Annotated in this window: 19 protein-coding genes; 1 reads left to right on the top strand and 18 read right to left on the bottom strand. The window is 69.3% G+C overall.

What is annotated here, in order from left to right:
• The first annotated feature begins 568 nt into the window (after nt 1-568).
• Nucleotides 569-1,729, top strand: coding sequence for a cytochrome P450 (locus ACWEFB_RS21555; protein WP_452287894.1), 1,161 nt, complete (start codon nt 569-571; stop codon nt 1,727-1,729).
• Nucleotides 1,730-2,521: 792 nt separating this feature from the next.
• On the opposite strand, the gene ACWEFB_RS21550 is transcribed toward ACWEFB_RS21555, so the two are convergent.
• The 18 genes from ACWEFB_RS21550 to ACWEFB_RS21465 form a co-directional block, all read right to left on the bottom strand.
• Nucleotides 2,522-3,544: a PDR/VanB family oxidoreductase gene (locus tag ACWEFB_RS21550; RefSeq protein WP_452287892.1), complete on the bottom strand. Its 1,023-nt coding sequence runs from the start codon at nt 3,542-3,544 to the stop codon at nt 2,522-2,524.
• Nucleotides 3,545-3,598: 54 nt separating this feature from the next.
• Nucleotides 3,599-4,234 carry a 4-carboxy-4-hydroxy-2-oxoadipate aldolase/oxaloacetate decarboxylase gene (locus ACWEFB_RS21545; protein WP_452287890.1) on the bottom strand — a complete coding sequence of 212 codons (636 nt, stop codon included), beginning with the start codon at nt 4,232-4,234 and terminating at the stop codon, nt 3,599-3,601.
• A complete protein-coding gene (locus tag ACWEFB_RS21540; protein WP_452287888.1) occupies nt 4,231-4,884 on the bottom strand; it encodes an RraA family protein in 654 nt (217 codons plus the stop codon). Before ACWEFB_RS21540 ends, ACWEFB_RS21545 begins: the two co-directional genes overlap by 4 nt.
• Nucleotides 4,881-5,579: an RraA family protein gene (locus tag ACWEFB_RS21535; RefSeq protein ID WP_452287886.1), complete on the bottom strand. Its 699-nt coding sequence runs from the start codon at nt 5,577-5,579 to the stop codon at nt 4,881-4,883. Before ACWEFB_RS21535 ends, ACWEFB_RS21540 begins: the two co-directional genes overlap by 4 nt.
• The gene (locus ACWEFB_RS21530; RefSeq protein WP_452287884.1) at nt 5,576-6,604 is read right to left on the bottom strand and encodes a DODA-type extradiol aromatic ring-opening family dioxygenase; all 1,029 of its coding nucleotides are present in this window, start codon (nt 6,602-6,604) and stop codon (nt 5,576-5,578) included. Before ACWEFB_RS21530 ends, ACWEFB_RS21535 begins: the two co-directional genes overlap by 4 nt.
• A gap of 7 nt (nt 6,605-6,611) precedes the next feature.
• Nucleotides 6,612-7,640 (bottom strand): amidohydrolase family protein, encoded by a 1,029-nt coding sequence (locus ACWEFB_RS21525; protein WP_452287882.1) that lies wholly within the window; start codon nt 7,638-7,640, stop codon nt 6,612-6,614.
• A 174-nt stretch (nt 7,641-7,814) separates the two neighbouring features.
• Nucleotides 7,815-9,365, bottom strand: coding sequence for an ethanolamine ammonia-lyase reactivating factor EutA (locus ACWEFB_RS21520; RefSeq protein WP_452287880.1), 1,551 nt, complete (start codon nt 9,363-9,365; stop codon nt 7,815-7,817).
• Complete coding sequence (locus ACWEFB_RS21515) at nt 9,305-10,087, bottom strand: class II aldolase/adducin family protein (protein ID WP_452287878.1); 783 nt, start codon at nt 10,085-10,087, stop codon at nt 9,305-9,307. Before ACWEFB_RS21515 ends, ACWEFB_RS21520 begins: the two co-directional genes overlap by 61 nt.
• Nucleotides 10,088-10,094: 7 nt before the next feature.
• Nucleotides 10,095-11,189 carry a Rieske 2Fe-2S domain-containing protein gene (locus tag ACWEFB_RS21510; protein WP_452287876.1) on the bottom strand — a complete coding sequence of 365 codons (1,095 nt, stop codon included), beginning with the start codon at nt 11,187-11,189 and terminating at the stop codon, nt 10,095-10,097.
• Between the two features lie 80 nt (nt 11,190-11,269).
• Complete coding sequence (locus ACWEFB_RS21505) at nt 11,270-11,662, bottom strand: hypothetical protein (protein ID WP_452287874.1); 393 nt, start codon at nt 11,660-11,662, stop codon at nt 11,270-11,272.
• 22 nt (nt 11,663-11,684) lie between these two features.
• Nucleotides 11,685-12,779 (bottom strand): cupin domain-containing protein, encoded by a 1,095-nt coding sequence (locus tag ACWEFB_RS21500; protein WP_452287872.1) that lies wholly within the window; start codon nt 12,777-12,779, stop codon nt 11,685-11,687.
• A 100-nt stretch (nt 12,780-12,879) separates the two neighbouring features.
• A complete protein-coding gene (locus tag ACWEFB_RS21495) occupies nt 12,880-14,019 on the bottom strand; it encodes an ABC transporter substrate-binding protein (RefSeq protein ID WP_452287870.1) in 1,140 nt (379 codons plus the stop codon).
• Between the two features lie 77 nt (nt 14,020-14,096).
• Nucleotides 14,097-15,878: an ABC transporter permease gene (locus tag ACWEFB_RS21490; protein ID WP_452287868.1), complete on the bottom strand. Its 1,782-nt coding sequence runs from the start codon at nt 15,876-15,878 to the stop codon at nt 14,097-14,099.
• 59 nt (nt 15,879-15,937) lie between these two features.
• Nucleotides 15,938-17,128, bottom strand: a complete 1,191-nt coding sequence (locus ACWEFB_RS21485) for an ABC transporter ATP-binding protein (protein WP_452287866.1) — start codon at nt 17,126-17,128, stop codon at nt 15,938-15,940.
• Between the two features lie 183 nt (nt 17,129-17,311).
• On the bottom strand, nt 17,312-18,601 hold the full coding sequence (locus ACWEFB_RS21480; protein ID WP_452287864.1) for an FAD-dependent oxidoreductase: 1,290 nt from the start codon (nt 18,599-18,601) through the stop codon (nt 17,312-17,314).
• Between the two features lie 284 nt (nt 18,602-18,885).
• Nucleotides 18,886-19,668: an IclR family transcriptional regulator gene (locus tag ACWEFB_RS21475; RefSeq protein ID WP_452287862.1), complete on the bottom strand. Its 783-nt coding sequence runs from the start codon at nt 19,666-19,668 to the stop codon at nt 18,886-18,888.
• Nucleotides 19,669-19,867: 199 nt separating this feature from the next.
• Nucleotides 19,868-20,740 (bottom strand): fumarylacetoacetate hydrolase family protein, encoded by an 873-nt coding sequence (locus ACWEFB_RS21470; RefSeq protein WP_452287860.1) that lies wholly within the window; start codon nt 20,738-20,740, stop codon nt 19,868-19,870.
• A 26-nt stretch (nt 20,741-20,766) separates the two neighbouring features.
• Nucleotides 20,767-21,867, bottom strand: a complete 1,101-nt coding sequence (locus ACWEFB_RS21465) for a cupin domain-containing protein (RefSeq protein WP_452287858.1) — start codon at nt 21,865-21,867, stop codon at nt 20,767-20,769.
• Nucleotides 21,868-21,876: the final 9 nt, after the last annotated feature.

The raw sequence follows: 21,876 nt of genomic DNA, 5'->3' as shown, positions 1-21,876 counted from the left end.
GCACCGGACCCCTTCTCTTCGCCATCCAGTCACGACCGAGGACCGCCATCTCTGGGACCGGGTGCCGTTCGCCAAGCACTTCCGCACGGTCCGCGTCGATCTGCGCGGCCACGGAGGGTCGCCGCGCGTGGCACCGTACGATCCGCCGACAACGGCCAGCGACGTGCACGGAAATGTCCTACACGGAGTGTGGGCTCCGCTGCTCGATCTCAACCGGCAGGAACTGAACAGCGTTCATGGAAAACGTGGTGCCGACGCAGCAGCGCATTCCGTAACCGTCGCTGCACGGCCCGCCCGTGGCTGACGGTTACCCCATCTGGCTGCGCAGCCGCATCCCCGGTGCGGTCGTCGAAACTTCGCCTACCGTCACCCACTACCCCCACTGGACCGACGCCTTCCGGTTCATACGGCGGGTGATCTCCTTTCTCCAGGGGCTCGGCGGGCACTACGCCGAGCAGATCCCGGCCCTATGCGCGCTGGTCAATGGTGAGACGCATAAGCCGCGATCGTCCAGACCTGAGTATCAGCTCAGCCCACTTGCCACGTCTTCCGAGAGAGGCTTGATGTCATGACCGGAGTATCCGCGCCCGCCTTTGACGGGCCACATAGCCCTGTCGACCCCTGGTCCGACGATGTGCTGAGAAGCCCGTTCAGGACCTACACGGAGTTACGGGATGCCGGGCCGGCGGTCTGGCTCGATCGCTACGATATGGTTGCCATCCCCCGATTCGCCGAGGTGAAGTCTGCTCTGGCAAATTGGCGCGCCTTCTCCTCGGCTTCTGGCGCGGCGGTCGAGCCGGAGGTCAACGCCGTGGTCGCCCGTGGCGTACTGGGTACCGACCCGCCGCAGCTTGCGGCCATGCGGGAGCGGATCTCTCGTGACCTGACTCCCCGGCGCGTCGCTGCGCGGTCAGACCTTATTCGGAGCACTGCCGAGGCGGCCGTCACACAAGCACTCGCCCGCGAAGAGATCGACGCCGTCGGCGAGCTTGCCGGCCCCTACGTCGCTTCCCTCGTCGGTAGCTTGCTCGAACTGCCCGAGTCGGCCGTCGCCGACCTGCCCAGCCTGTCCGCGACCGCCAACAATCTCTTCGGACCGGCGTCTGACCGGCAACGTGAGGGTCTTGAGGCGTTCGCCACCATCGGCTCCCGCGCCGCACAGTTCGCTGTGCAGCGAGTACCAGCGGGAGCGACCGAACAAGCGATCGGCGAGAAGATCGAGGACCTGGGCATCTACATGTTCCCAGGTGTCGAGACCACCATCCAAGCGTTGACGAGCGTCCTATACCTCTTCGCTCGTCATCCCGAGCAGTGGAAGCTGCTGCGCGAGGACCCGTCACGCATCCCAGACGCGATCGCTGAGGCGCTACGTCTGCACTCACCCATCCGGCATTTCACCCGAATGACGACGCGACCTACCGACGTGGGGACGGTGACCGTCCCCGAAGGAACCCGTGTTCTCATCATGTACGGCTCAGCGAATCGTGACGAACGGAATTTCCCGGACCCCGATGCGTTCAACATCACCCGTGAACCTTCGCAGAACATGGCCTTCGGTCACGGCGCGCACCATTGCGTCGGAAAGATCCTGGCCCATCGCGAGATCCACACCATACTCGAATCGCTTCTCCCGCAGGTGCGCCGCATCATATTGCGAGAAGAACCGAGGTGGGGAACCAATCTCGTCCACGGACTGGAGCGGCTGGACATCGCCTTCGAGCGTGAATGAAGGCCGGTATCAGCGCCGCGTCCATGAAGGTTTGACAAAATCATCGGTCTCGTTGGAACTGTGGGAGAGCCTTCGTCAGCATTCTCAGGTGCCGTTCCAACTATCGATTCGTTGCGCCCGGCGTGGAACCCGGTCAATGCTTTCGGGCGGCTAACCGGGTTCCGGGCCGAGTTGAACCACTGCCTGAACGCACGCGGCGATGCATTGTTCGAACTTGTGAACGAATTGTTGTCTGGGGGTACACCGACGGGCTGCCGAGCACCTCCCTGACTGCGGCGAGCACCGCCTCATCGATGTGGGCGCTTCTTGGATCATGCTCGACAACTGCAACCGATACGCCACCGGCCCCGACCTGGCAACCGCGCCCGAGGCGATCGCGTTCGACTTCTACAGGGACTGGACCTCTTCAAAGCGTTCGACGTAGCGTCGGTCGCCGTAGGTCTCCCGCGCGCCGACACACTCATGCGCCAGTTCCTCCGGCGGCTCCGACGCCTCCCCAAAGGATGCTCCAAGCGCCCCGGCAGATCGTGCCCGGTTCTACGAGGGGCATGATCGTCTGGCGGAGACGGCGGTGCTCCACGTTCGGGGCGATCGAATCGCACCGGCTCCGCCCGACGACCGGAACTTCCGGTCCAGGGCGTACCTGCTGTCCCAGGCCCGAGGTACGCATCAGCGCGGCCAGCAGGTCCGGGCCTCCGGGTCACGACCGGCGGCGATCCCCACGCAACGAGCCACGGGAATGCCGCACGCCCGGCGACTCGAGGCCTCGAGCCCGGGGATGGGCGCGGAGGCTCAGAGGTCGAGGACCAGCCGGTCGGAGCGGGACCGGCCGACGCAGATCATCATCACCTCACCCCGTTCCCGCTCGGCAGCCGAAAGCACCTGGTCGCGATGCTCCGGTACGCCGGCCAGCACCCGGGTCTCGCAGGATCCGCAGTATCCCTCCGTGCAGGAGAAGGCGGCGTCGGGCACCACGTCGAGCACCACGTCCAGAAGGGTCCGGTCCGGTGGCACCGATCGGACAACTCCCGACCTGTGCAGTTCCACCTCGAACGTGTGGTTCGCGGCCGAATCGACCGGGAGCGACGAGCCGGCGTCGCGCCCGAACCGTTCCAGGTGAAGGTCGGCAGAACGGCCGAGGTCGCCACACACCTCGCTCACGGCCTGGAGCATGGCCTCCGGTCCGCAGCAGTAGACGGCGCTGCCGGGCGGGCTGTTGTCGATGATGTCGGCCAATGGCATCAGACCATGCTCGTCCTGTGGCAGCAGGTGCAGGTTGTCGTCGGTGCCCAGCGTCCGTAGTTCCTGGACGAACGCCATGCTCCGCCGGCTCCGTCCACCGTAGTGGAGCGACCATCGCCCGCCCTCTGACGCCACGGCACGCACCATGGACAGGATCGGGGTGATCCCGATCCCGCCGGCCACGAACACGTAGTTCGGTGCCGGCAGGAGTACGAAGTGGTTACGTGGGCCGCGTACCTGCACCGACCGGCCAACCAGTGCGGTGTCGTGCACCTCCCGCGAGCCCCCGCGCCCCTCCTGTTCGCGGAGCACCGCGATCCGGTACGACCGGCTGTCCGCCGGGTCGCCGCACAGGGAGTACTGACGGACAGTGCCGCTGGGCAGTCTTACGTCGAGGTGCGCGCCCGGCTGCCAGGGCGGCAGCGTCGCTCCGTCGGGATCCGCGAGCCGGATCGACACGACCCCGTCTGCCTCCCAACTGACCCCGGTGACCAGGAGTTCCATCGCGGAAAGCGGATCGCTGGGCGGCGGCGGGACCGGATCCGCCACGTCCATTCCAAGAAAACCGGTCACGACACCGCACGCCCTTTCTCGCTCACCGATACCGAACCCGTGCCCGCTGGCCGCTCAGCCGGGACCGAGCAGCCGGCGGAACCCGTATATGTCGAGCGTCGACTCACCGGCCCCGATGCGCTCCAGGTAGCCGGCCTCCGCACGGTCGCGGGCACGGGCCGCGTCGAGCACCTGGTTCAGGTCCCCGGCCGGCAGGCTGATCACCCCGTCGCCGTCGGCGACCACCACGTCCCCGCGGTGGATGGTCACACCGCCGAGTTCGAGCGGCTGGCCGATCCTGCCGGCGTCCTGCTTGACCGTCGTCTGGATCGCGATCGAGGCGCTGAAGGCGGGGAAGCCCAGTTGGGCCAGGCGGGCCACGTCCCGGATACCACCGTCGATGACGAGGCCGACGACACCCCGGGCCATCGCGGCCACCGCGAGGATCTCCCCCCAGTAGCCGCACGCGCGTTGGTGCCCGTCGACCACCAGTACGTCCCCCGGCTGGGCCGTTTCCAGCGCGGCGTGCAGGGCGAGATTGTCGGCCGGGGCGGCCCAGACCGGTAGCGCCCGCCCGGCCAGGACGGCACCGGGCCAGGCTGGCCGGAGTCGGTGCGGCAGAAAGCAGTCCCGCCTGACGGCCTCGTACAGGGTGGCCGTGCCCATCCGCAGCAGTTCGTCGCGGTCCCGGTCGTCCAGCGCCGTTGTCATGACTGTTCCCGTCGTTGCAGGAGGTGGTAGTTGTGTTCGGCGCGTGCGCCGGCGAGCGACTTTCCGGCGAGAACGTCGGAGAGAATGGCCTGCTCCCGTTCGTTGATCCTCGTGCAGATGTCGACCAGGTCGTCCTCGACGTCGACGGGGATCACCACGACGCCGTCCGCGTCGGCCGAGACCAGTTGGCCGGGCGCGACCTGGACCCCGCCGACCGACACCGGACGGCCGGTGTCGGACACCTCCACCCGGTCCTTGCCGGTACGCATGAACCGCCCCCGGCTGTAGATCGGGTAGGCCAGGTCGACGGCGCGGGCGACGTCCCGGCAGACCCCGTCGATGACGGTCCCGCCAACCCCGCGATGGTGTGCCATCGCGGTGAGGATGTCGCCCCAGACGGTGCAGTCGGTCCGGCCGGCATTGTCCAGCACCACGACCTGGCCGGGTTCCACCTCGTCGAGGTAGTCCCCCACGGTGCCTGCCGGTGTGCCCGCGTTGACGTACCGGACGGTGAAGGCTCGCCCGAACAGTGCGGCCGTCGGGAACAGTGGGGAGAGCCCGAGCAGGCTGCCGGGGCGGCCGAGCCGGTCCAGGCCGTCGGAGAGAGTGGCGGTGGAGAACCGGGACAGCGGGTGGTCGAGTTCGCTCACGGTCGGTCGCTTTCCAGGGTGGGGAACTGGGAGTCGTGCATGACCGTGCTGACCGGGCGACCGTCGTCCACGGCGGCGGCCATGTCGGTCTCACGGGCGACGATGCGCTCCGCCAGGTCGATGACCAGGTCGGCGTACGCCCCGGGTACGAAGGCGACGCCGTTCACGTCGGCGATGACGTAGTCGCCGGACTCCACCCGCAGGTCCCCGAAGGTGACCGGTTCGTCCATGGACAGTTGGACCACCCGGCCGCGGGCGCTCACCGGCACCACCGCGCGGGCGAACACGGGGAAGTCCAGGGCTTCACTCTCGCCCGCGTCGCGGCACGCGCCGTCGACGACAACACCCGCGATCGAACGGTTCGCTGCCGCGCGGGAGAGGATGCCGCCCCAGCAGGAGACATCGGTTCGACCCTCGTTCGCGACCACCAGGACGTGCAGCGGACCGGAGCGGTCGACCGCCGCGGCGGCGATGTGGTCGGCCGGCCCGTCGGAGCGTCGGGGGCCGGCCTGCACCGTACGGACGAGGCCGGCGACCACGTGGCGGACCGGCCATACCGGCCGTGGCCCGAGTGGTACGCCGCTGATCCCGAGGGTGTCCAGGGCGTCGGAGATCGCGCAGGTGTCGAGCTGGCGCAGCCGGTCAACCAGTATGGACTGTTCGACCGGTGAGCGGTCCGGGGCTGCGGTGCTCACCGTGGCACCGCCGGCGGCGCCCAGGTGACGAACGCGGCGGCGCAGCCGGTTCCCGCCTCGGAGCGGTAACAGGGCTCGTACGCCACCACCTCGGCGGCCAGGTCGCGCTGGTGCAGCGCGCCGGCGACCACGATCCAGTTGCGAAGTTCGGAGGTGCCGGAGCGGAGCAGGTTGTTCGGGATGCCGCGCAGGTACGCCGCGTCGCGCTCGGCCAGCGCCCGCAGGAATGCCCGGTCGAGCGCCTCGTCGACGACGAAGTGGCTCAGCCCGCCGGAGGCCACCACGCCGACGCGCAGGTCTGCCGGGAAGCTGGCGATGGCCTTGCCGAGCGCCATCCCGAAGTCGAAGCAGCGGGCAGCCGACGGTGGGTTGGGCTCCCAGAAGGTGTTGACGAACAGCGGCACCACCGGAAGATCGCTCTCGCCGCCGAGTAGTTGCTGGTAGACGAAGCCCCAGCCGTGCGGGATGCCGTGGTTGCCGTACCGGCCGGCGGGCAGTTCCCTGGACGCGCAGGGGTCGAAGCCTGCGGTGGAGGTTTCCCGGATGAGGTGCAGGGCCAGGTCGGGATGGCCCCGGCGGACGGTGCTGGTGGCGGGTACGTTGGCGACCTCGGCCAGCGCCAGACCCGGCGGCATGGCGGCCAGGTCGGCTTCGGTGAACGGTTCGTGGCGCATCTGCTCGCCCCAGAAGAAGGCGAACTGCGGCAGCATCTCGTCGCCGAAGACCTCCTTGTGGTCGCTGCTGACCACGACGAGGACGTCGACGTCGGCGGTACGCAGGGTCTTACCGACGGCGTCGATGGCGGCCCGGCTGGCGTCGTAGCGACGCTTCCGCTCGGGCAGTTCACACTCGGCGGCGAAGCCGGGTGCGCGGGCGGCGAGCAGCTCGTCGAAGGTGTAGTCGCCGCCCCGGTACGCCAGGGCCGGGTTCGCCCGGTCGGCCCGCGCCCGCAGGTCCCACTGCTCGGGCGGGGTGTTCAACAACGGGCCGTGGGAGGTGCCCACGCCCAGAGTCAGTCGAGCCATGGTGTCCTCAACTTTCCAGCCGGAAGAGCTGCCGCGCGTTGGTCTCGAACAGTTGGGACCGGTCGGCGTCGTCGAGCCAGTCGATGTCCTGGATGAGCAGGTGGATGTCGTCGATCCAGCGGCCGGTCGAGGGGTCGCGTACGGACCCGGTGCCGGGTTTCTCGGTGCCGAACAGGCACCGGTCGACGCCGACGGTACGGATCAGGAACTCGATCGAGTCGCGGGTGTAGAGGCAGGTGTCGTAGTAGAGCGAGCGGAGTTTCTCCTCGAACGTCGTGCCCTGCCGCAGCGCGCCCGGGTAGAAGCGCCCCTTCTGGTACGGCACCGCCCCGCCGCCGTGCGATACGACGATCTTGAGGTCGGGGAAGTCGGTCAGCACCGGGGACTGGAGCAGGCCGGTGACGGCGAGCGTCTCCTCCTGGACGAAGTGCAGCGAGTAGCTCTCCCGGGCCGGTGGACGGCATCCGGCGGAGTGGATGATCGCGGGCACGTCCAGTTCGCAGAGCGCCTCCCAGACCGGGTACCAGAACCGGTCCCCCAGTCCCGGCGGCTGTTGCAGCCCTTCGTACGGGTCCGGGTTGAGCAGCGCACCGACGAAGCCGAGTTCGCTGACGCAGCGCCGCAGTTCGGCGGTCCAGCGTGCGGGTTCGAGTTCCATGCTCTGCGGCAGTCCGGCCACCCCCCGGAAGCGCGGCTCGACGGCGCAGGCGAGGGCGATGGCGTCGTTGGTTTCCGCGGTGAACCATTCGACGAGCTTGGCCGGCGACTCGCTGTGCATCATCTGGAACGGTCGGGGCGAGATGAACTGGAGGTCGATGCCGGCCTCGTCGAGGTGCTGCCGGTGCGAGATGCCGCCGAAGTTCTTGCTCGGCTGGTCGAGGGCGTCCCGGACCAGTTGTTCGTCCAGCCCGGAGCCGCCTCGTCCGTGCGCGCCGCGATGCGAGAGCAGACCAGCCTTGTAGGCATAGAGCTGCGCCGGAGCGCTGACATGCCCGTGAATGTCGATGAAGATGCTGATCAACCTCCTGGATGGCACGCGTCCGGTCGTGGAAGCGTGGTGAACAGCGTCCGGCGGTTTCCGAGCCGGCGGTGGTGCCCTCGGTCGGACACCTCAAGCCTAGATATTTAGCCCTGATAGCAGAACAGATGAAGTTGTAGTTCCTCTGGGTGGAATAGTTGTTGTCCGCGTGGTGCTGCGGTCGGCTGTCGGTCAGAAGAGCAGCGACCGCACCGAGACGGGCACCGTGCCGGTCTTCGGCCGTACGCTGCCGACGTCCACGTACTCGAACTCGGTCACCGCGACGCAGTCGATCGACACGACCGCGCCCGGCCACCCCCGGTCCTCGCACAGCATCGCGCCGACGGTTCGTCCGATGTCCCCGTCCAGCAGCAGGCACAGCGGCCGTCCGGCACGTCCGGCGTGTTCGAGCGCGGTGCTCAGCCCGTCGACGAACGCGGCCAGCCGCCGGTACTCGGGCGGACCGTGCCAGCGGAAGGCGAAGGCCGCGTCGTCGGTCACGCCCGGGTCCAGTCGCGCCAGGTGCGCGGCGATCGTCGAGGCGACCTCGGCCGGGTCGATCCCGCCGTCGAGATCCACCGGTGGGCGCACCACCGGAAGGTTCCGCAGCGGCAGCACCGCGGGGTCGCTCACGTAGATGGTGCTGCCGCTGATCTGCACCGTTTCCTGCGCCGCACCGAGCACGGTGGCCCGGATGCCGCCGCCGACCGGCAGCAGCGGGGCCGGAAGCCGCGTCGCCCGTTCGCGCAGCGCCTCACCGAGACACTGGCCCAGGTCCCCGAACCACCGGGTCTCCCGCCCGGCGACATACTCCGAGACACCGCCGGAGAGCAGGACGGCGTCGTAGCCCCCGCTGTCCGGCAGCGGGTCGGTGAGCAGCAGGTTCGTCACCTCCGCCGGCAGCCGCCCCGACCGGGCGACGGCGACGACGGCATCCGCCATCCACTCCCCCACCCGACGCATATCGTCGAGGCCGACGCCGGAACCCAGCGACCAGTCCAGGCCGGCGCGCCGCGCGATTTCCCGGCCCGCCGGTTCCAGCCGGGTCAGGCGCAGCCGGTCGTCCACGGCGGCCAGCCGACCGCCGACGTGCAACGCGGCCGTCGCCACCACCGCCGCCCCGTCGACCACCGCGAACTTGGTGGTCCCACCGCCGATGTCGATGTTCAGCACCCGGCTGCCGTCGCGCCGGGAACGGTCCACCGCACCCGACCCGTACGCGGCCAGGGTCGCCTCCATCCGGTGTCCCGCCGTGGCGCAGACGAAGGCGCCGCTGTCGGCGGCGAACAGTTCCGCCAGGGCACGCGCGTTGCGCCGCCGGGTCGCCTCGCCGGTCAGGATGACCGCCCCGGTGTCGATGTCCCCGCGGGTCAGGCCCGCGTCGGACAGCCAGGTCCGGAACAGGTCGCGCACGGCCCGCTCGTCGATGAGCAGACCCTCCGCGTACGGGGTGAGCGTCACCGGCGACCGGTAGCGGACCTCCCGGCCGATCACCTCGTACCGGCTCGACAGGTCACGGGCCCGGCGCCGCAGCAGCAGCCGGGAGAAGAGCACCTGGCAGGTCGCCGACCCGATGTCGACGCCGACCGTGGTCAGCTCGATCTGGTCCAGCTCGCGCAGCGGATGATCGTCGTGGTCGATCGTCACCTCGTCGTGCTCGTGGTGATCGTGGTGGTGGCCGGTCATCGCGGGGCCGCCGGCCCCACCGGTGTCTCGCCGACCAGGCGGCAGTAGTACCGCCACGCCGACTCCACGTGCCCCCGGCGTACCTCGGCGGTGACCTCGCCGATCGCGGCGATGTCGGCCGGGGCGGTCGGCTGTGGCGTACCGAGCAGGTGCGCCCGGTAGCTCAGCTCCGCCATCTCGTTGACCTTGATGGCGTTGAGCGCGGCCTCCTCCGGACTGGCGCCGGTCGTGGTCACCCCGTGCCCCCGCAGCAGGCAGGCGGCGCTGTCGCCGAGCAACTCGGCCACCTGTGCCCCGAGCTCCGGGGTGGCGATGAGCACGCTGCGCGGGTAGACCGGCACTCCCCGGCTGAGCAGGCGCAGGGCGAGCGGGTCGTACGCGCCGATCAGCGGCAGCAGCGGGACGTCGCAGATGGTAAGCAGTACCGGGGTCATCGGGTGGACGTGCGCGACCCCCCGTACGTCGGGGTTTGCGAGGTAGACCGCGAGATGCAGGAACACCTCCTTGGGTACGCCCGCCGACCCGCCGCCGTCGAGCCGGCGACCGGCCAGGTCGACCGCGACCACGTCGGCGTCGCCGGCGAACCTGAGCCCGGACTCGTCCGCGCCCCGGGACTTGATCAGGACCCGGTCGGCGTCGACCCGCATGCTGACGTGCCCGGCCGGCTCCCGGGTGAGGTCGAGCTTGCCCAGCACCCGGCAGGCGACCGCGATCCGGGCGACGTCCACCCGCTCGTCGCGGTCGACCGCCGGGTCCGGCAGATCTCCCCTGCTCCGCACGGCGGGGTCAGCTCGCGGTCCGGGTGAACTCGGGCCGGGCCTGACCGGTGGAGACCTCGAAGGTGACCACCGCCTTCGCCGGATCCCTGATCACGCCCATCGGGTCGGCGCCCGACTGCACCGTGCCGATCTGCTCGCGCAGCAACCGCCGGTACATCGCGATGCCCTTGTCCTCGGCGCCCAGGTTCTCCTTCGTCCGGTCGTAGATCGCGCCCTGGGTCTCCCACGCCATCCGGTCCTGGCTGGAGAAGGTCGTCATCGCGTGGTCCCCGTCCGGGGTCACCTCCCGGGGAATCCGCTCGACGATCGGCTCCCCGGTGTGTTCCCGCTCCTGCCCCGGCGGGTCGGGGAGCAGGCCGGCGCGGAAGAGCATGGTGCGCTCGTCGTCCACCGGTACCCGCCAGTGCAGCGCCTGCCTCGGCCCCTCCGGCAGCCGGAGGATGTTCGGGAAGACCAGCGGGTGGCCCTGCTCCTCCTCCAACTCGTCGGTGACCCGGTCGCGGTAGACCCGACGCTTGAGGATGCCCCAGTCGACCAGCTCGAACGAGTACTTCTCGATCGGCCGGTAGTAGTACTGTCCCTTGTCGATGCCCTTGAGGTGCATGGTGTGGCCGTGCAGCCAGTACGTGTGGACGGTGTCGACCGCGTTCTCCATCGGCTGCAACCAGTTGCACTGGAGGTCTTCCTCGACGTACAGGGTCAGTTCGCCGTCGGTGCGTTCCAGCACGTCCCACCGGGGCAGGATCGGCGGTTCACCGGGACCGAGGTACGCGAAGAGCAGCCCCCGGTAGCGCTGCACCGGGTACGCGGCGATCCGTACCCGCTCGCGGGCGCGGCGGTTGTCCTGCTCGAACGGCTGCTCCAGGCACTGCCCGTCCTGGTCGTACTTCCAACCGTGGTACGGGCACCGCAGCGCGCAACCCTCGACGAAGCCGTAGTACAGCGAGACCCGGCGGTGCGCGCACTGCTCCTGCACCAGCGCGTACGTGTCGTCGTCGGTGAGGTAGAGGACCAGGTCCTCGCCGAGCACCCGGACCCGCTTGGTGCGCCGCTGCGCGGACAGGTCCTCCGCCACGGCGATCGGATGCCAGTACCGCCTCAACAGCTCCCCTGCGGGAGTGCCTGGTCCGACACGGCAAAGGAAGTCATTCTGCTCGGCACTGAGCATGGCCTACTCCAGTTCTACTCGACACTGCGGTGACCATCGGTCACCCTCACATTCCGGGTCGGGTCCGGCCGCGTCCTGACCGCCAGCGCCTCGGCCAGCATCGCGGCGACCTCGTGGCGTACCGCCAACCGCTCGGCCGCCGTGCCGGCCTCCGGCTCGTCCGGTTCCGCCCACCGGCGGCTCAACTCGACGAGGAACGGTCCGGGCGCGGTCGGCACCAGTCCCTCCAGCACCGGTTCGAACTCCCGCTCCAGCTCCTCCAGGTAGTCCCAGACCCGGTCGGAGAGCTGGCTCCAGTCCAGTCGGGCCTGGGCCGCGTTGAGGAAGCTCCAGAAGTCGACCAGGAGGATCTCGTCGTCGGTCGCCACGAAGAACTCGTCGACAAACCTGTTCCGCAGGTACGCCACGCGCGTCACACCTCGATCCGGGTCACCCGGCGCCGGGAGCCGTACGGCCCGGACGGGCGTGGACGGAGTCCATCCGGCTGGTGGCGCCGTTGGCCGCGAGTTCGTCCTCGAACAGCTTGCGCACCATCGGGTCCTCGTCCTCGTACTCGATCTGGTCCCCGCCCTGGGTGGTCGGACGGTCGATCTGGAAGTTCTTGAACACCGGGTACTTCTTGCTGCCCCAGCGCAGGGCCAGGTAGCGCGCTGGTGACGACCCGGTGTTGAAGTGCTGGTGGAACCAGCGGTCGGGCGGGACGATGACCGACCCCGCCCGCCAGCGGACCTGCTCCAACGGTTCATCCTCGGGCCAGAGCAGCGAGAAGCCGACCCCGCTGATCACGATCACGTGTGCCCCGGCGTTGTGCCGGTGGGCCTTCTTGTACATCCCGACGGGGAACTGCGAGATGTGCCCGCACATGCTGCTGTCGGCGAGTTCGAGCATGATGTTGCTGCTGCCGGTGCCGCGCGCGTCCCAGCTCTTCAGCTCCATGTTGGCCACGTCCGGGATGAAGTTGGTCTCCCACACCCGGTTCTGGTACGCGGTCCCGTTGCCGGCGAAGTCGGCCTCGGGATTGAACCGGTCGGTGAAGTCGAAGTCGCACCCGTAGATGAAGTCCCGGTTGTGGAACAGCCGCATGATGAACGGTGCGCTGGTCACCGAGTAGAACCGGGCCGGCTGGCTGCCGCTGGTGTTGAAGTGCTGACTCCAGGCGTTGAGCGGTACGGAGAAGAGGCTCCCCTCCTGCCACTCGAAGGTCGACCGGGCGCCGGAGGAGTTCCAGATCGAGGTGGAACCGCGCCCGGAGACGACGTAGACGAGTTCCTCGTACAGATGGCGTTCCGGGGCGATCGAGCCGCCGGCCGGGATCTCGATGATGTGGGCGTCGTTGACGTCCTCGGTGCCCTGGAGCCGGGCGACGGCGGCCCGGCAGCCACGGCGGGCCCAGTCGCCGAGTTCCACCGTCTTGAGATCCTCGATGTACAGACCGGCGATGACGGTGAGCCCTTCCTCGACCAGCCAGGTGTCGTACGCGGTCGGGCGTCTGATCGACGGCAGGTCGGCTGGTGCGTCGGTCACGTGGGTTCTCCTCGAACAATGCGCGGTGATGGATGGGGGGTCCGGGTCACCCGTGGTGCGGTGGGCGGGGAAAGTCGGCCGCCCACCGCACCACGGCCGCTCAGCCGGCGCCGATGACGCTCTTGACCTTCTCCGTGGCGGCGTTACGGCCGCTGGAGAGGAACTCCCAGGAGCTGGCGTTGAAGTACGTGACCGCCGGGTCGGGGATCTGCCACTTGGGGGTGTCGGCGGCCGGGGTCACGTCGGTCCGGGTGCTGATGCTGCCGTACGCGTCGTTCCAGACCGCGTTCCCGCCCTGGCAGGCGAGCCAGGAGGCGAGCAGCTTGCCGGCGTTCGGGTGGGGCATCTTGTCGGCGACCGCCAGGAAGCCGAAACCGCTGGTGACCTGGAGCAGGTCCGGCACGACCACCTCGATCGGGAGCTTGTCCGCCATCGCGGTGTCCACGTCGGCCTGACCGAAGGCGATGCCGATCGGGTACTTGCCCCGGGCGACGTCGTCCACGCCCTGCCGGGACTCGGTGAGCAGGACCGGCTGCTGGTCGTGGTAGAGCTGCTGGACGAAGCTCTCGCCGTAGCCGGCGTCGGCCAGGAACATGCCGACGTTGTAGACCGCGCCGCCGGACCGGCGGGGGTCGATCATCGCGATCTTCCCGCGCCACTTCGGGTCGAGCAGGTCCTTCCAGGTGGAGATCTCACCGGGCTTGACCAGGTCGGTATTGATCACCAACGGAAGGGCGACGTACTCGCTGATCTTCAGGATGCGGCTGTTCGGGTCCACGAACGGCACCTTGCCGCCGCGCCACTGATCGCCGGCGAGGATGTCGGCGGGCAGTACGTCGGTCAGCGGGGCGAGCCAGTTCGAGGCGGCGTACGTGTTCGCCATCGTCTCGCCGCCACCGAGGAAGACGTCCTGGGAGTAGATCCCGGCCTGACGTTCGGAACGCAGCCGGGCGGCGTTGTCGCTGCCACCGGTGCCGATGTAGTCCACCGGAACGCCGTACGCCTCCTCGAAGGCCGCGGGCAGCTTCTGGCGGACCGTCGCGTCCGGCGGACCGGACATGACAACCGTGCCCTCCTGCCGCGCCGCCGCCACCAACGGGTCACTGGCGGGTATGCATCCGGTGCCACCGCTGGCGACCGCACCGGAGTCGTCGCTCCCGCCACCACCGCCGCACGCGGCGGTCAGCGACACGGCGACAACGGCGACGATGACTCGCGCTCTCCACCGACCTGGGGTCATGGTTCGGCCTACTTTCTTAACGGGCCCTGGACGCAGAGCCGGCACTGAGTTGTCATCGGGTGGGGGTGGGAACGGCGCTACCTGGGCCCGAGGCCCCGGCGCAGCCGTCCCCCGGTGAGGGCACGGGCGATGAGTGCGACGGTGACGGTCAACGCGCTGATGACCACGCCCACCGCCGCCGCCTGTTCCAGCGCGCCGCTGGTGCTGTACTCCAGCAGCAGGACCGACAGCGGTCGGGAGTTGTTGCTGGACAGAAGAACGACGGTGCTGATGTCGCTGACCGCCGAGTGGAAGGTGAGTACGCCGGCCGCGGCCACCGCGGGTCCGGCGAGTGGAAGCAGGATCCGCCAGTTCGCCCGCACCGCACCGGCACCGCTGATCCGGGCCGCCGCCTCCAGGTCCGGGCTGACCTGCATCAGGGCGACCTTGATCTGCTGGGTGCCGGTCGACATGTGGCTGATCACCACGGCGATGGTGAGGCCGAGCAGGTTGCCGTACAGCACGGTCCGCAGCGGGGTGTCGAGGTAGAGCCAGAGCAGGCCGAGGCCGAGCAGGATGCCGGGGATGGCCGCCGGCAGCCAGGCCATCACGTCGACACCGCCCCGGGTCGGCAGCTTGCTGCGCACGATGACGTACGCGACCGCGAAGTAGAACACGATGCCGATAAGCGTCGCGGCGAGCCCGATCAGCAGGCTGTTGCCGATCGAGGAGAGGAACAGGTTGTCGTCGAACAGCGCCGTCCACTGGCGGGTGGTGAACGGGTTGTCCAGTTCGAAGAAGCCGAACCGCCGCATGAAGGAGCCGACCACGATCGCGGCGATCGGCAGTACCGCGGTGACGAGCAGGTAGAGGCCGACCAGCGACGCGGCGACCCAGCGCCCGACCCGGCCGAGCCGGACCGGTTCGTCGGAGTAGGTGTGGCCGCCGAGGGTGACGTAGTTGCGCCGCCGGACCCCGTACCGCTGGGCGACCGCCAGCAGGATCAGGACGGGGATGAACACCGCGCCGAGCGCGGTCGCGATGCCGTACGACGGCGGGTTGTCCCTGATCCAGTCGTAGATCTGGGTCGAGTAGACGTTGAGCCCGATCGGGCTGCCCAGCAGCAGTTCGATCTCGAACGCCTTGAGCGAGTAGATGAAGCTCAGCAGCGCCGCGCCGAGCAAGGTCGGCAGCATCACCGGTACGGTGATCCGGATCGCGGTCCGCCAGCGGCTCGCACCGCTGACCTGCGCCGCCTCCTCCAGTGCCGTGTTCATTCGGCGGAAGGACGGGATCAGCAGGATCGTCATGATCGGGACCGTGGTCGCGCTCAGGTGCGACCAGATGATGCCCCAGTAGCTGTAGATGTTGAGCGGTCCCTCGGTGCGTCCGGACAGGCCGGGCAGGTGGCGCAGCAACTGGTTCACCGCGCCGCTGGTCGGATCGGCGAGCAGGATCCAGCCCAGGGTCATCGACAGCGACGGGATGAAGAAGGCGAACCAGAACAGCACCTCGGCCACTTTGCCGCCGGGCATGTCGGTGCGGGCGATGAGCCAGGACAGCACGGTGGCGATGACCAGGCCGATGAGCACCCGGGGTACGCCGAGCCGGAACGTGTTCCACGCCGCGTCACGTAGTGTCGGATCGCTGAACGCCTGTTCCCAGTTGGCGAAGCCGTACCGTGCCGGTTGGCCGGGGCGGGCGATGTTGAGGCTGTTGAACAGCAGCATCCCGACCGGTACCAGGGTCACCCCGGCGACGAACGCGAAGACCAGCGAACCCTGTACGCGAGCCCGCCGCCCGACGCCGGACGAGGCGCCCCGGGTCGGGCCGGGTCGGCTCGTGCCGCCGGACGGGGGCTGCCCCTGCGGGTCCAGCACGCCGACCGATCCACCCCCGGCCGGGTCGCCCGTCTCCGGAGTGTTCCTCCCCCGCCCGTTCACAGCGGCCACACCGTCGCGCGGGCCGGATCGACCGCCAGGAGCACGGTGTCCCCGATGGCGTGTACGGACCGGCGGGTGCCGGTGACCACCGCGGTCGAGCCGCCGACGTCGAGTACGTACTCCAGGCAGTCGCCGAGGTATGCGGCCGAGACGACAACCGCGCGGATCTCGTTGGGAGCGGCCTCCCCGTCGCCCTGTGCCCGGATGTCCAGGTCCTCGGGGCGGCAGAACAGCCCGACCCGAGTGCCGTCGGGCAGGTCGGGTGGTGCCTCGTCGACGCTGACGTGGTCCTGCCCCAGCCCTTCGGCCCGGGTAAGGACGCGGGGCCCCGACTCGGTCCGGGCGAGGGTGCCCTCGATCATGACGAGCCGACCGAGGAAGTCGCGTACGAACGGGGTCTTCGGGCGTTCGTAGAGTTCCACCGGACGGCCGACCTGTTCGACCCGTCCCTTGTTCATCACCGCCACCTGGTCGGCCAGGGACAGTGCCTCGTCCTGGTCGTGGGTGACGAAGAGCATGGTCGTGCCGAGTTCCCGGTTGAGCCGGCGGATCTCGTGCCGCATCTGGGTGCGCAGCTTGGCGTCGAGGTTCGACAGTGGTTCGTCGAGCAGCAGCAGGTCCGGGGCGTAGACCAGGGCACGGGCCAGGGCGACCCGTTGCTGCTGGCCGCCGGAGAGCAGGGTGGCGGACCGGTCGGCCACCGCCGACAGGCCGGTCACCTCGAGGATCTCGGCGACCCGGCGGCGCCGGTCGGCCCGGCCGACGCGCCGCATCCGGAGCGGGAACTCCACGTTCTGCGCCACGGTCATGTGCGGCCAGACCGCGTACGACTGGAACACCATCGCGAGTTCGCGGCGCTCGGGCGGGAGCGAGCGGCCCGAACCGGCGTCGGCCAGGACCCGGTCGGCCATCACGATCCGGCCCGCGTCCATCCGCTCCAGGCCGGCGATCATCCGCAGGGTGGTGGTCTTGCCGCATCCGCTGGGACCGAGCAGGGCGAAGATCTCGCCGGACGGAATCTCCAGGTCGATGCCGTCCACCGCGACGAAGTCGCCGAACCGGCGGGTGACGCCGGCCAGGGTGAGTTGCACCGGAGCGGGGGAACCATCGGCGGGCGCCAACCCGGCGTCGCCCGGTGCGGGGCGCGCTGCGTTCGAGGTCAACGAGGTGGTGGGCGCTGATGCCATGGGGGCTCTCCCTGTCGATCCTGCGTCGTGGTGCGACCTTAACCACAAGTGCGCTATGGCGAAAGATGACCGGCAAGTGTTTCGCACAGAGGAATAGTTGCCTGGAAGGTCATCGCTTGTAACCTGCTCGAAAAGAACGGGCAAAGAAGGACGCGCCGCCCGGAACCGGGCGGTCCGGCGTGCTCAGCCCCCGGCGGGGACTTCCAGCTCCTGCGGCGGGAGCCCGATTCCGTACCGTCGGACGCTCTCCAGCAGGGACACCCGCCGCATCCACGCGCGGGCCCGGTCCGGGTCGGCCGCCATGGCCCGCATCTCGTCGTGGGTACGGCGCCGCACGGACTCGTCCCGCTCCCGCAGCCGTTCGGTGTTGCGTTGGGTGTCGGCCTGCACGTACTCGACCGCGACGAGGCGCCGCAGCCGGGCGAAGGTGTCGAGTTCCGCTTCATGATCAGCCGCGGTCCCGCGCAACCGGATCAGCCGGGTGGCCAGGTCCATCGCGTCGTGGATCCCGCTGTTCAGGCCCACCCCACCGATCGGACTGTTGACGTGGGCCGCGTCGCCGACGAGGGCGAATCCGCCGACCCGGAACCGGGCCGCGACGCGCTGGTGGACGTTGTAGATCTGCGCGTCCAGCACCCGGTATCCGGCGGGATGACGGGCCAGACGCTGCAGCCCGGCCTGGAGTGCCGCCGGGGACATCGCCTCCGCCGAGGTACCCGCGTCCGGCGGCACCGGCCACACCGTGCGCCACGACTCCCGGGTACGCAGAATGAACAGCCACTCGTCGGGGTCCGCGACATAGTTCACGTCAGCCAGGTCGGGGATCAGCTCACGCAGGTCCTCGGCCATGCTCACGATCAGGAAACGTTCCGGATAGGTGTAGCCCTCGAACTCGATGCCGAGTGCGCCGCGTACACCGCTGCTCGCCCCGTCCGCCCCGATCACGAACCACGCGGGCCAGGTCTCGCGACCGGCCGGCGAGTCGACCATGATCCACGGCCCGTCCACGTCGTCACCGGCGTCGACCATCCGGGTGCCGAACGCGAGCGTCACCGCCGGGTCGCGGGCCAGCCGTTCGTGCAGCATGCGTACGAGATGCTGCTGGTTGAGCTGGAGCCGGTACGGATACGCCGTCTCGGTACGCAGCAGCCCGAAGTCGAACTCGGCGACCAACCCGTCGCGACGGTCGCGGAACTGGTACTGCGGCACCACGATGCCCTCGTCGTGCATCCTCCCGACCACGCCTAGGCGGTCGAGCAGTTCGAGTGTCGCGGCATGGAAGGTCGAGGCACGCCAGTCCGTCTTGGGTTCCGGGTGGGCCTCGACGACCACCACCGGTATACCCGCGTCGGCGAGGGTCGCCGCGGCCGTCATACCCACCGGCCCGCCGCCCACCACGATCACCGGCCGCTCAGTCGATCCCCTGGTCGATCCAACGGCCGCCCCAGCGGCCGGCAGGTTCCGTTTGCCCATGGCCGGGACCCTAGATAGCTATTCCACCCACAACAAGTTATCGACACAGGATTTCACTGTGCAGAATTGTATGCGAGCAAGAAGGTGCGACGTTCGACCGTACCAGGGTATTTCGGACCGTTCGGACCACGGACGCGGCGTGCGGGACACGTCCGCCCCGTCGGGCTCACCCGGCGATGGCCTTCAAAAAAAAAGGGGGTACGGAACAGAAGGGGCGATCGGTGCGCCCGGGGTCAACGCGCCCGGTTGCCGGAATGTCGTCGGGAGGATGCCACCGCGGTGGGCTACAGCGCCGCGTGGACCCGTTGTCTGACGCTCTCCCGGGCGGTCACCAGGTGCGGGACCAACGCCTCGGCCTCCCGGACGCTGGCCATCCGGCTGGCGGGGACGACCACGGCGATGGCCGCCAGGGGGCTGCCGGCGAGATCGGGGATGGCGGTCGCCACCGCACAGATGCCAGTCTCGCCCTCCTCGAAGTTGAGGGCGTAGCCACGCTGGCGAATCGACTCCAGTTCCTCGGTCAATTCCTGCCAGGTGGTGACCGAGGAGGGCGTACGCCCGTCGAGCGACCGGGTCGGGTAGCGGCGCTCCAGGTCGTGCGGCTCGAGCCCGGCCAGAATGGCCTTGCCGCCGGCGGTGCAGTGGGCCGGGAGCACAACACCGGTCCGATCACCGACCCGGACGGCCCGAGGACTCTCGACGCAGTCGTGGAACCGGACGAGGTTGCCCTCGAGCAGGGTGAGGCTTGCCGTCTCGCTGGTCGCGTTGCGCAGTTCCTCGAGGATCGGCGCGGCGATGCGACGTACGTCGATCCGACCGATGGCGGCAATGCCGATCTCGTTCAGCGCCGGTCCGGACCGGTAGGCACCGTTCGGACGGTCCTGGATCACGAACCCGCGCTGCCGTAGCGCCGCCAGCAGCCGGTGCGCCGTGGAACGCGCCACGCCGAGTTCGTCGGCCGCCTCGGAGACCCGCAGCACCTGGTGTTCCCCGAGAAGTCCCAGCAACCGCAGGGCATTATCCACAGAGGCGAGGCCTTTGACGGGAGTCAACGCGTCGTTCGCCATGGCGGAATGCTACCAATTTCGGTGCCGCCCGCAAGAAGCATGGACGGTCGATCGGCACCGCGTACCGCGCTCGTTCGGAACGGTCTCGCCCGGCCTGCGCGCAGGCGTCATCACCGCGGGCCGGACCTCGCGCCACCGACGGGCGAGCCCGCCCACCCGCACCGACCGAGTCCACTCCGGACGGTGCGAACTACCCTGGTCAGTTGGCTCGGCGTACCCGGGTTCGCAGCTCGCCCAGCCCGCTGATGGTCGTACGCAGGTCGTCGCCGACGGTTATCGGCCCCACACCGGGAGGAGCCCCGGTGAAAATGAGGTCACCGGGCAGCAACGTCATCACCGACGACGCGTACGCGATGATCCGGGCGACCCCCATCAACATGTCCCGGGTGTTAACATGCTGGCGCCGGACCCCGTTGACGGTGAGGTCGATCGTCAGATCGGTCGGATCCACGCCGTCGCCCGTGGTCACCCACGGGCCGACCGGACTGAAGGTGTCGTAACTCTTGCGCCGTGACCGGTCGGCGGCACTGCGTACGGTGATGTCCAGCCCGACGGTGTAACCGAAGACGTGGTCGAGAGCGTGTTCCGAGGAGATGTCCTTCCCGCCCGCGCCGATCACGATCACCAGCTCGGACTCGTGGTGAACCTCGTGCCCGGCGTCCAGGACGTCGGCGGGCAGCACGATGTCGGCACCCGGTCCGACGATCGACGACGGCGCCTTCAGGAAGACGTCGAAGGTCATCATCCACGCCTCGACCCCACCCAGGGTCCGCTCCTGCACACCGTGCATCTCGGCCACATGCTCGGCGTAGTTGCTCGCCGCGGCAATGATCTTGGACGGCCCGAGGGCCGGTGGGCCGAGCCGTACCCGGTCCAGCGGCAGTACGGGACCTTCCCGCGCCGTCTTGCCGAGCCGGTCGCGGACAGTCGGAAAATCCCGACACAGCCGACGCCACCACCCGGCCGTCAGCGGGTCGGTTTCGTGTTCCCACGGCAGCGCCGCGGTCACGTCGACCAGTCCGCCGTCGACGACGACGCCCAGCCGATGATCATCGAAGATAGCCAACTGCATGGCAGATGCCTCCTTGGTCGGTACGGCTAACGCGGCTGGAACACCCGATGCACCGGCTGCGCCGCATCCAGGGTCTGCCGGCGGAACAGTCCCAGCGCGCGCAGCACCGGACCGTCACTGATACTGAACAGGTCGGCCTGCTCCTGCGCGTGGTGCTCCACCGGCGCCCAGGAGGGGACGACGAAGCAGTCACCGGCGGACCAGTTGAACAACTCCCCGGCAATCACGCTGTGGCCGCTGCCGTTGAACACCACGAACACCTGGTTGCCGGCCTGCTGCTCGGGCAGGCTCGCCCCACCCGCCGCGATCCGGTGCATGAAGCAACCCAGGGTGGGCAGGACGCTGGCACCCGAGCGGGGGTTGGTGAACTCGAGCGTGACCTTGGCCGAGTCCGTTCCGGCCGCAAGCCGGGCCAGTTCGGTGTCGGTGTCCGACCACCGGTAGACCAGCAACGGAGAGGGCGTGGGGTCCAGGTGCCCGGTCACCGCGTCGGGGACATACCGGTAACCGGTCGTCCCATACTCGGTCTCGGAACGGTTGTGCGGTCGCAGGTGTGGCTGCTGCAGTTCGCCGTACTCCTCGAAGAAGACCGCGTCGAGCGCCTCGACCACCGGCAGGTCCAGGCCGTCGAACCAGAGCATGGTCGAGTCGCCGCCGTTGGTGTGGTCGTGCCAGTTGTATGCCGGGGTCAGGACCAGGTCGCCGGGAGCCATGTCGCAGGCGTCTCCGTCGACGGTGGTCCAGACGCCCGAGCCGGACAGGACAAAACGGATGGCGCCGGGGCTGTGCCGGTGCGCTGGCGCGGACTCGTACGGACCGAGGCACTGCAACGCACCCCACAGCGTGCCCGCCGCGTACGGGCGACCGCCCAGACCGGGGTTGACCAGGCTCAACACCCGCCGTTCACCACCCCGCTCGATCGGCACGAGCTCGATGGCCCGCTCGGCGAGTGGTCGCAGGGTCGCCGCGGACCAGAGCCAGGGCACGGCCTTCGGCCGCGGTGTGGGGGTCAGCAGCTGGTCGGTGATGTTCCAGAGCGGGGCAAGATCCGCCTGGGCGAGCGACTCGTAGAGCGCGCCCAGCTCACGCTCGGCGTCCGTCTTTCTCGACGGCAGGTCGATGCTCACGGGCTCTCC

The sequence above is a fragment of the Micromonospora sp. NPDC004704 genome (genome assembly GCF_053601675.1).
The sequence above is the reverse complement of the archived record's forward strand: the minus strand, read 5'-3'. Positions and strand labels throughout refer to the sequence as shown.

What these genes read in the sequence shown, in the direction of transcription:
- ACWEFB_RS21555 (WP_452287894.1), top strand. Translation starts at nt 569, where the DNA reads ATGACCGGAGTATCCGCGCCCGCCTTTGACGGGCCACATAGCCCTGTC.
- ACWEFB_RS21545 (WP_452287890.1), bottom strand. Translation starts at nt 4,234, where the DNA reads ATGACAACGGCGCTGGACGACCGGGACCGCGACGAACTGCTGCGGATG.
- ACWEFB_RS21530 (WP_452287884.1), bottom strand. Translation starts at nt 6,604, where the DNA reads ATGGCTCGACTGACTCTGGGCGTGGGCACCTCCCACGGCCCGTTGTTG.
- ACWEFB_RS21495 (WP_452287870.1), bottom strand. Translation starts at nt 14,019, where the DNA reads ATGACCCCAGGTCGGTGGAGAGCGCGAGTCATCGTCGCCGTTGTCGCC.
- ACWEFB_RS21485 (WP_452287866.1), bottom strand. Translation starts at nt 17,128, where the DNA reads ATGGCATCAGCGCCCACCACCTCGTTGACCTCGAACGCAGCGCGCCCC.
- ACWEFB_RS21480 (WP_452287864.1), bottom strand. Translation starts at nt 18,601, where the DNA reads ATGGGCAAACGGAACCTGCCGGCCGCTGGGGCGGCCGTTGGATCGACC.
- ACWEFB_RS21475 (WP_452287862.1), bottom strand. Translation starts at nt 19,668, where the DNA reads ATGGCGAACGACGCGTTGACTCCCGTCAAAGGCCTCGCCTCTGTGGAT.
- ACWEFB_RS21470 (WP_452287860.1), bottom strand. Translation starts at nt 20,740, where the DNA reads ATGCAGTTGGCTATCTTCGATGATCATCGGCTGGGCGTCGTCGTCGAC.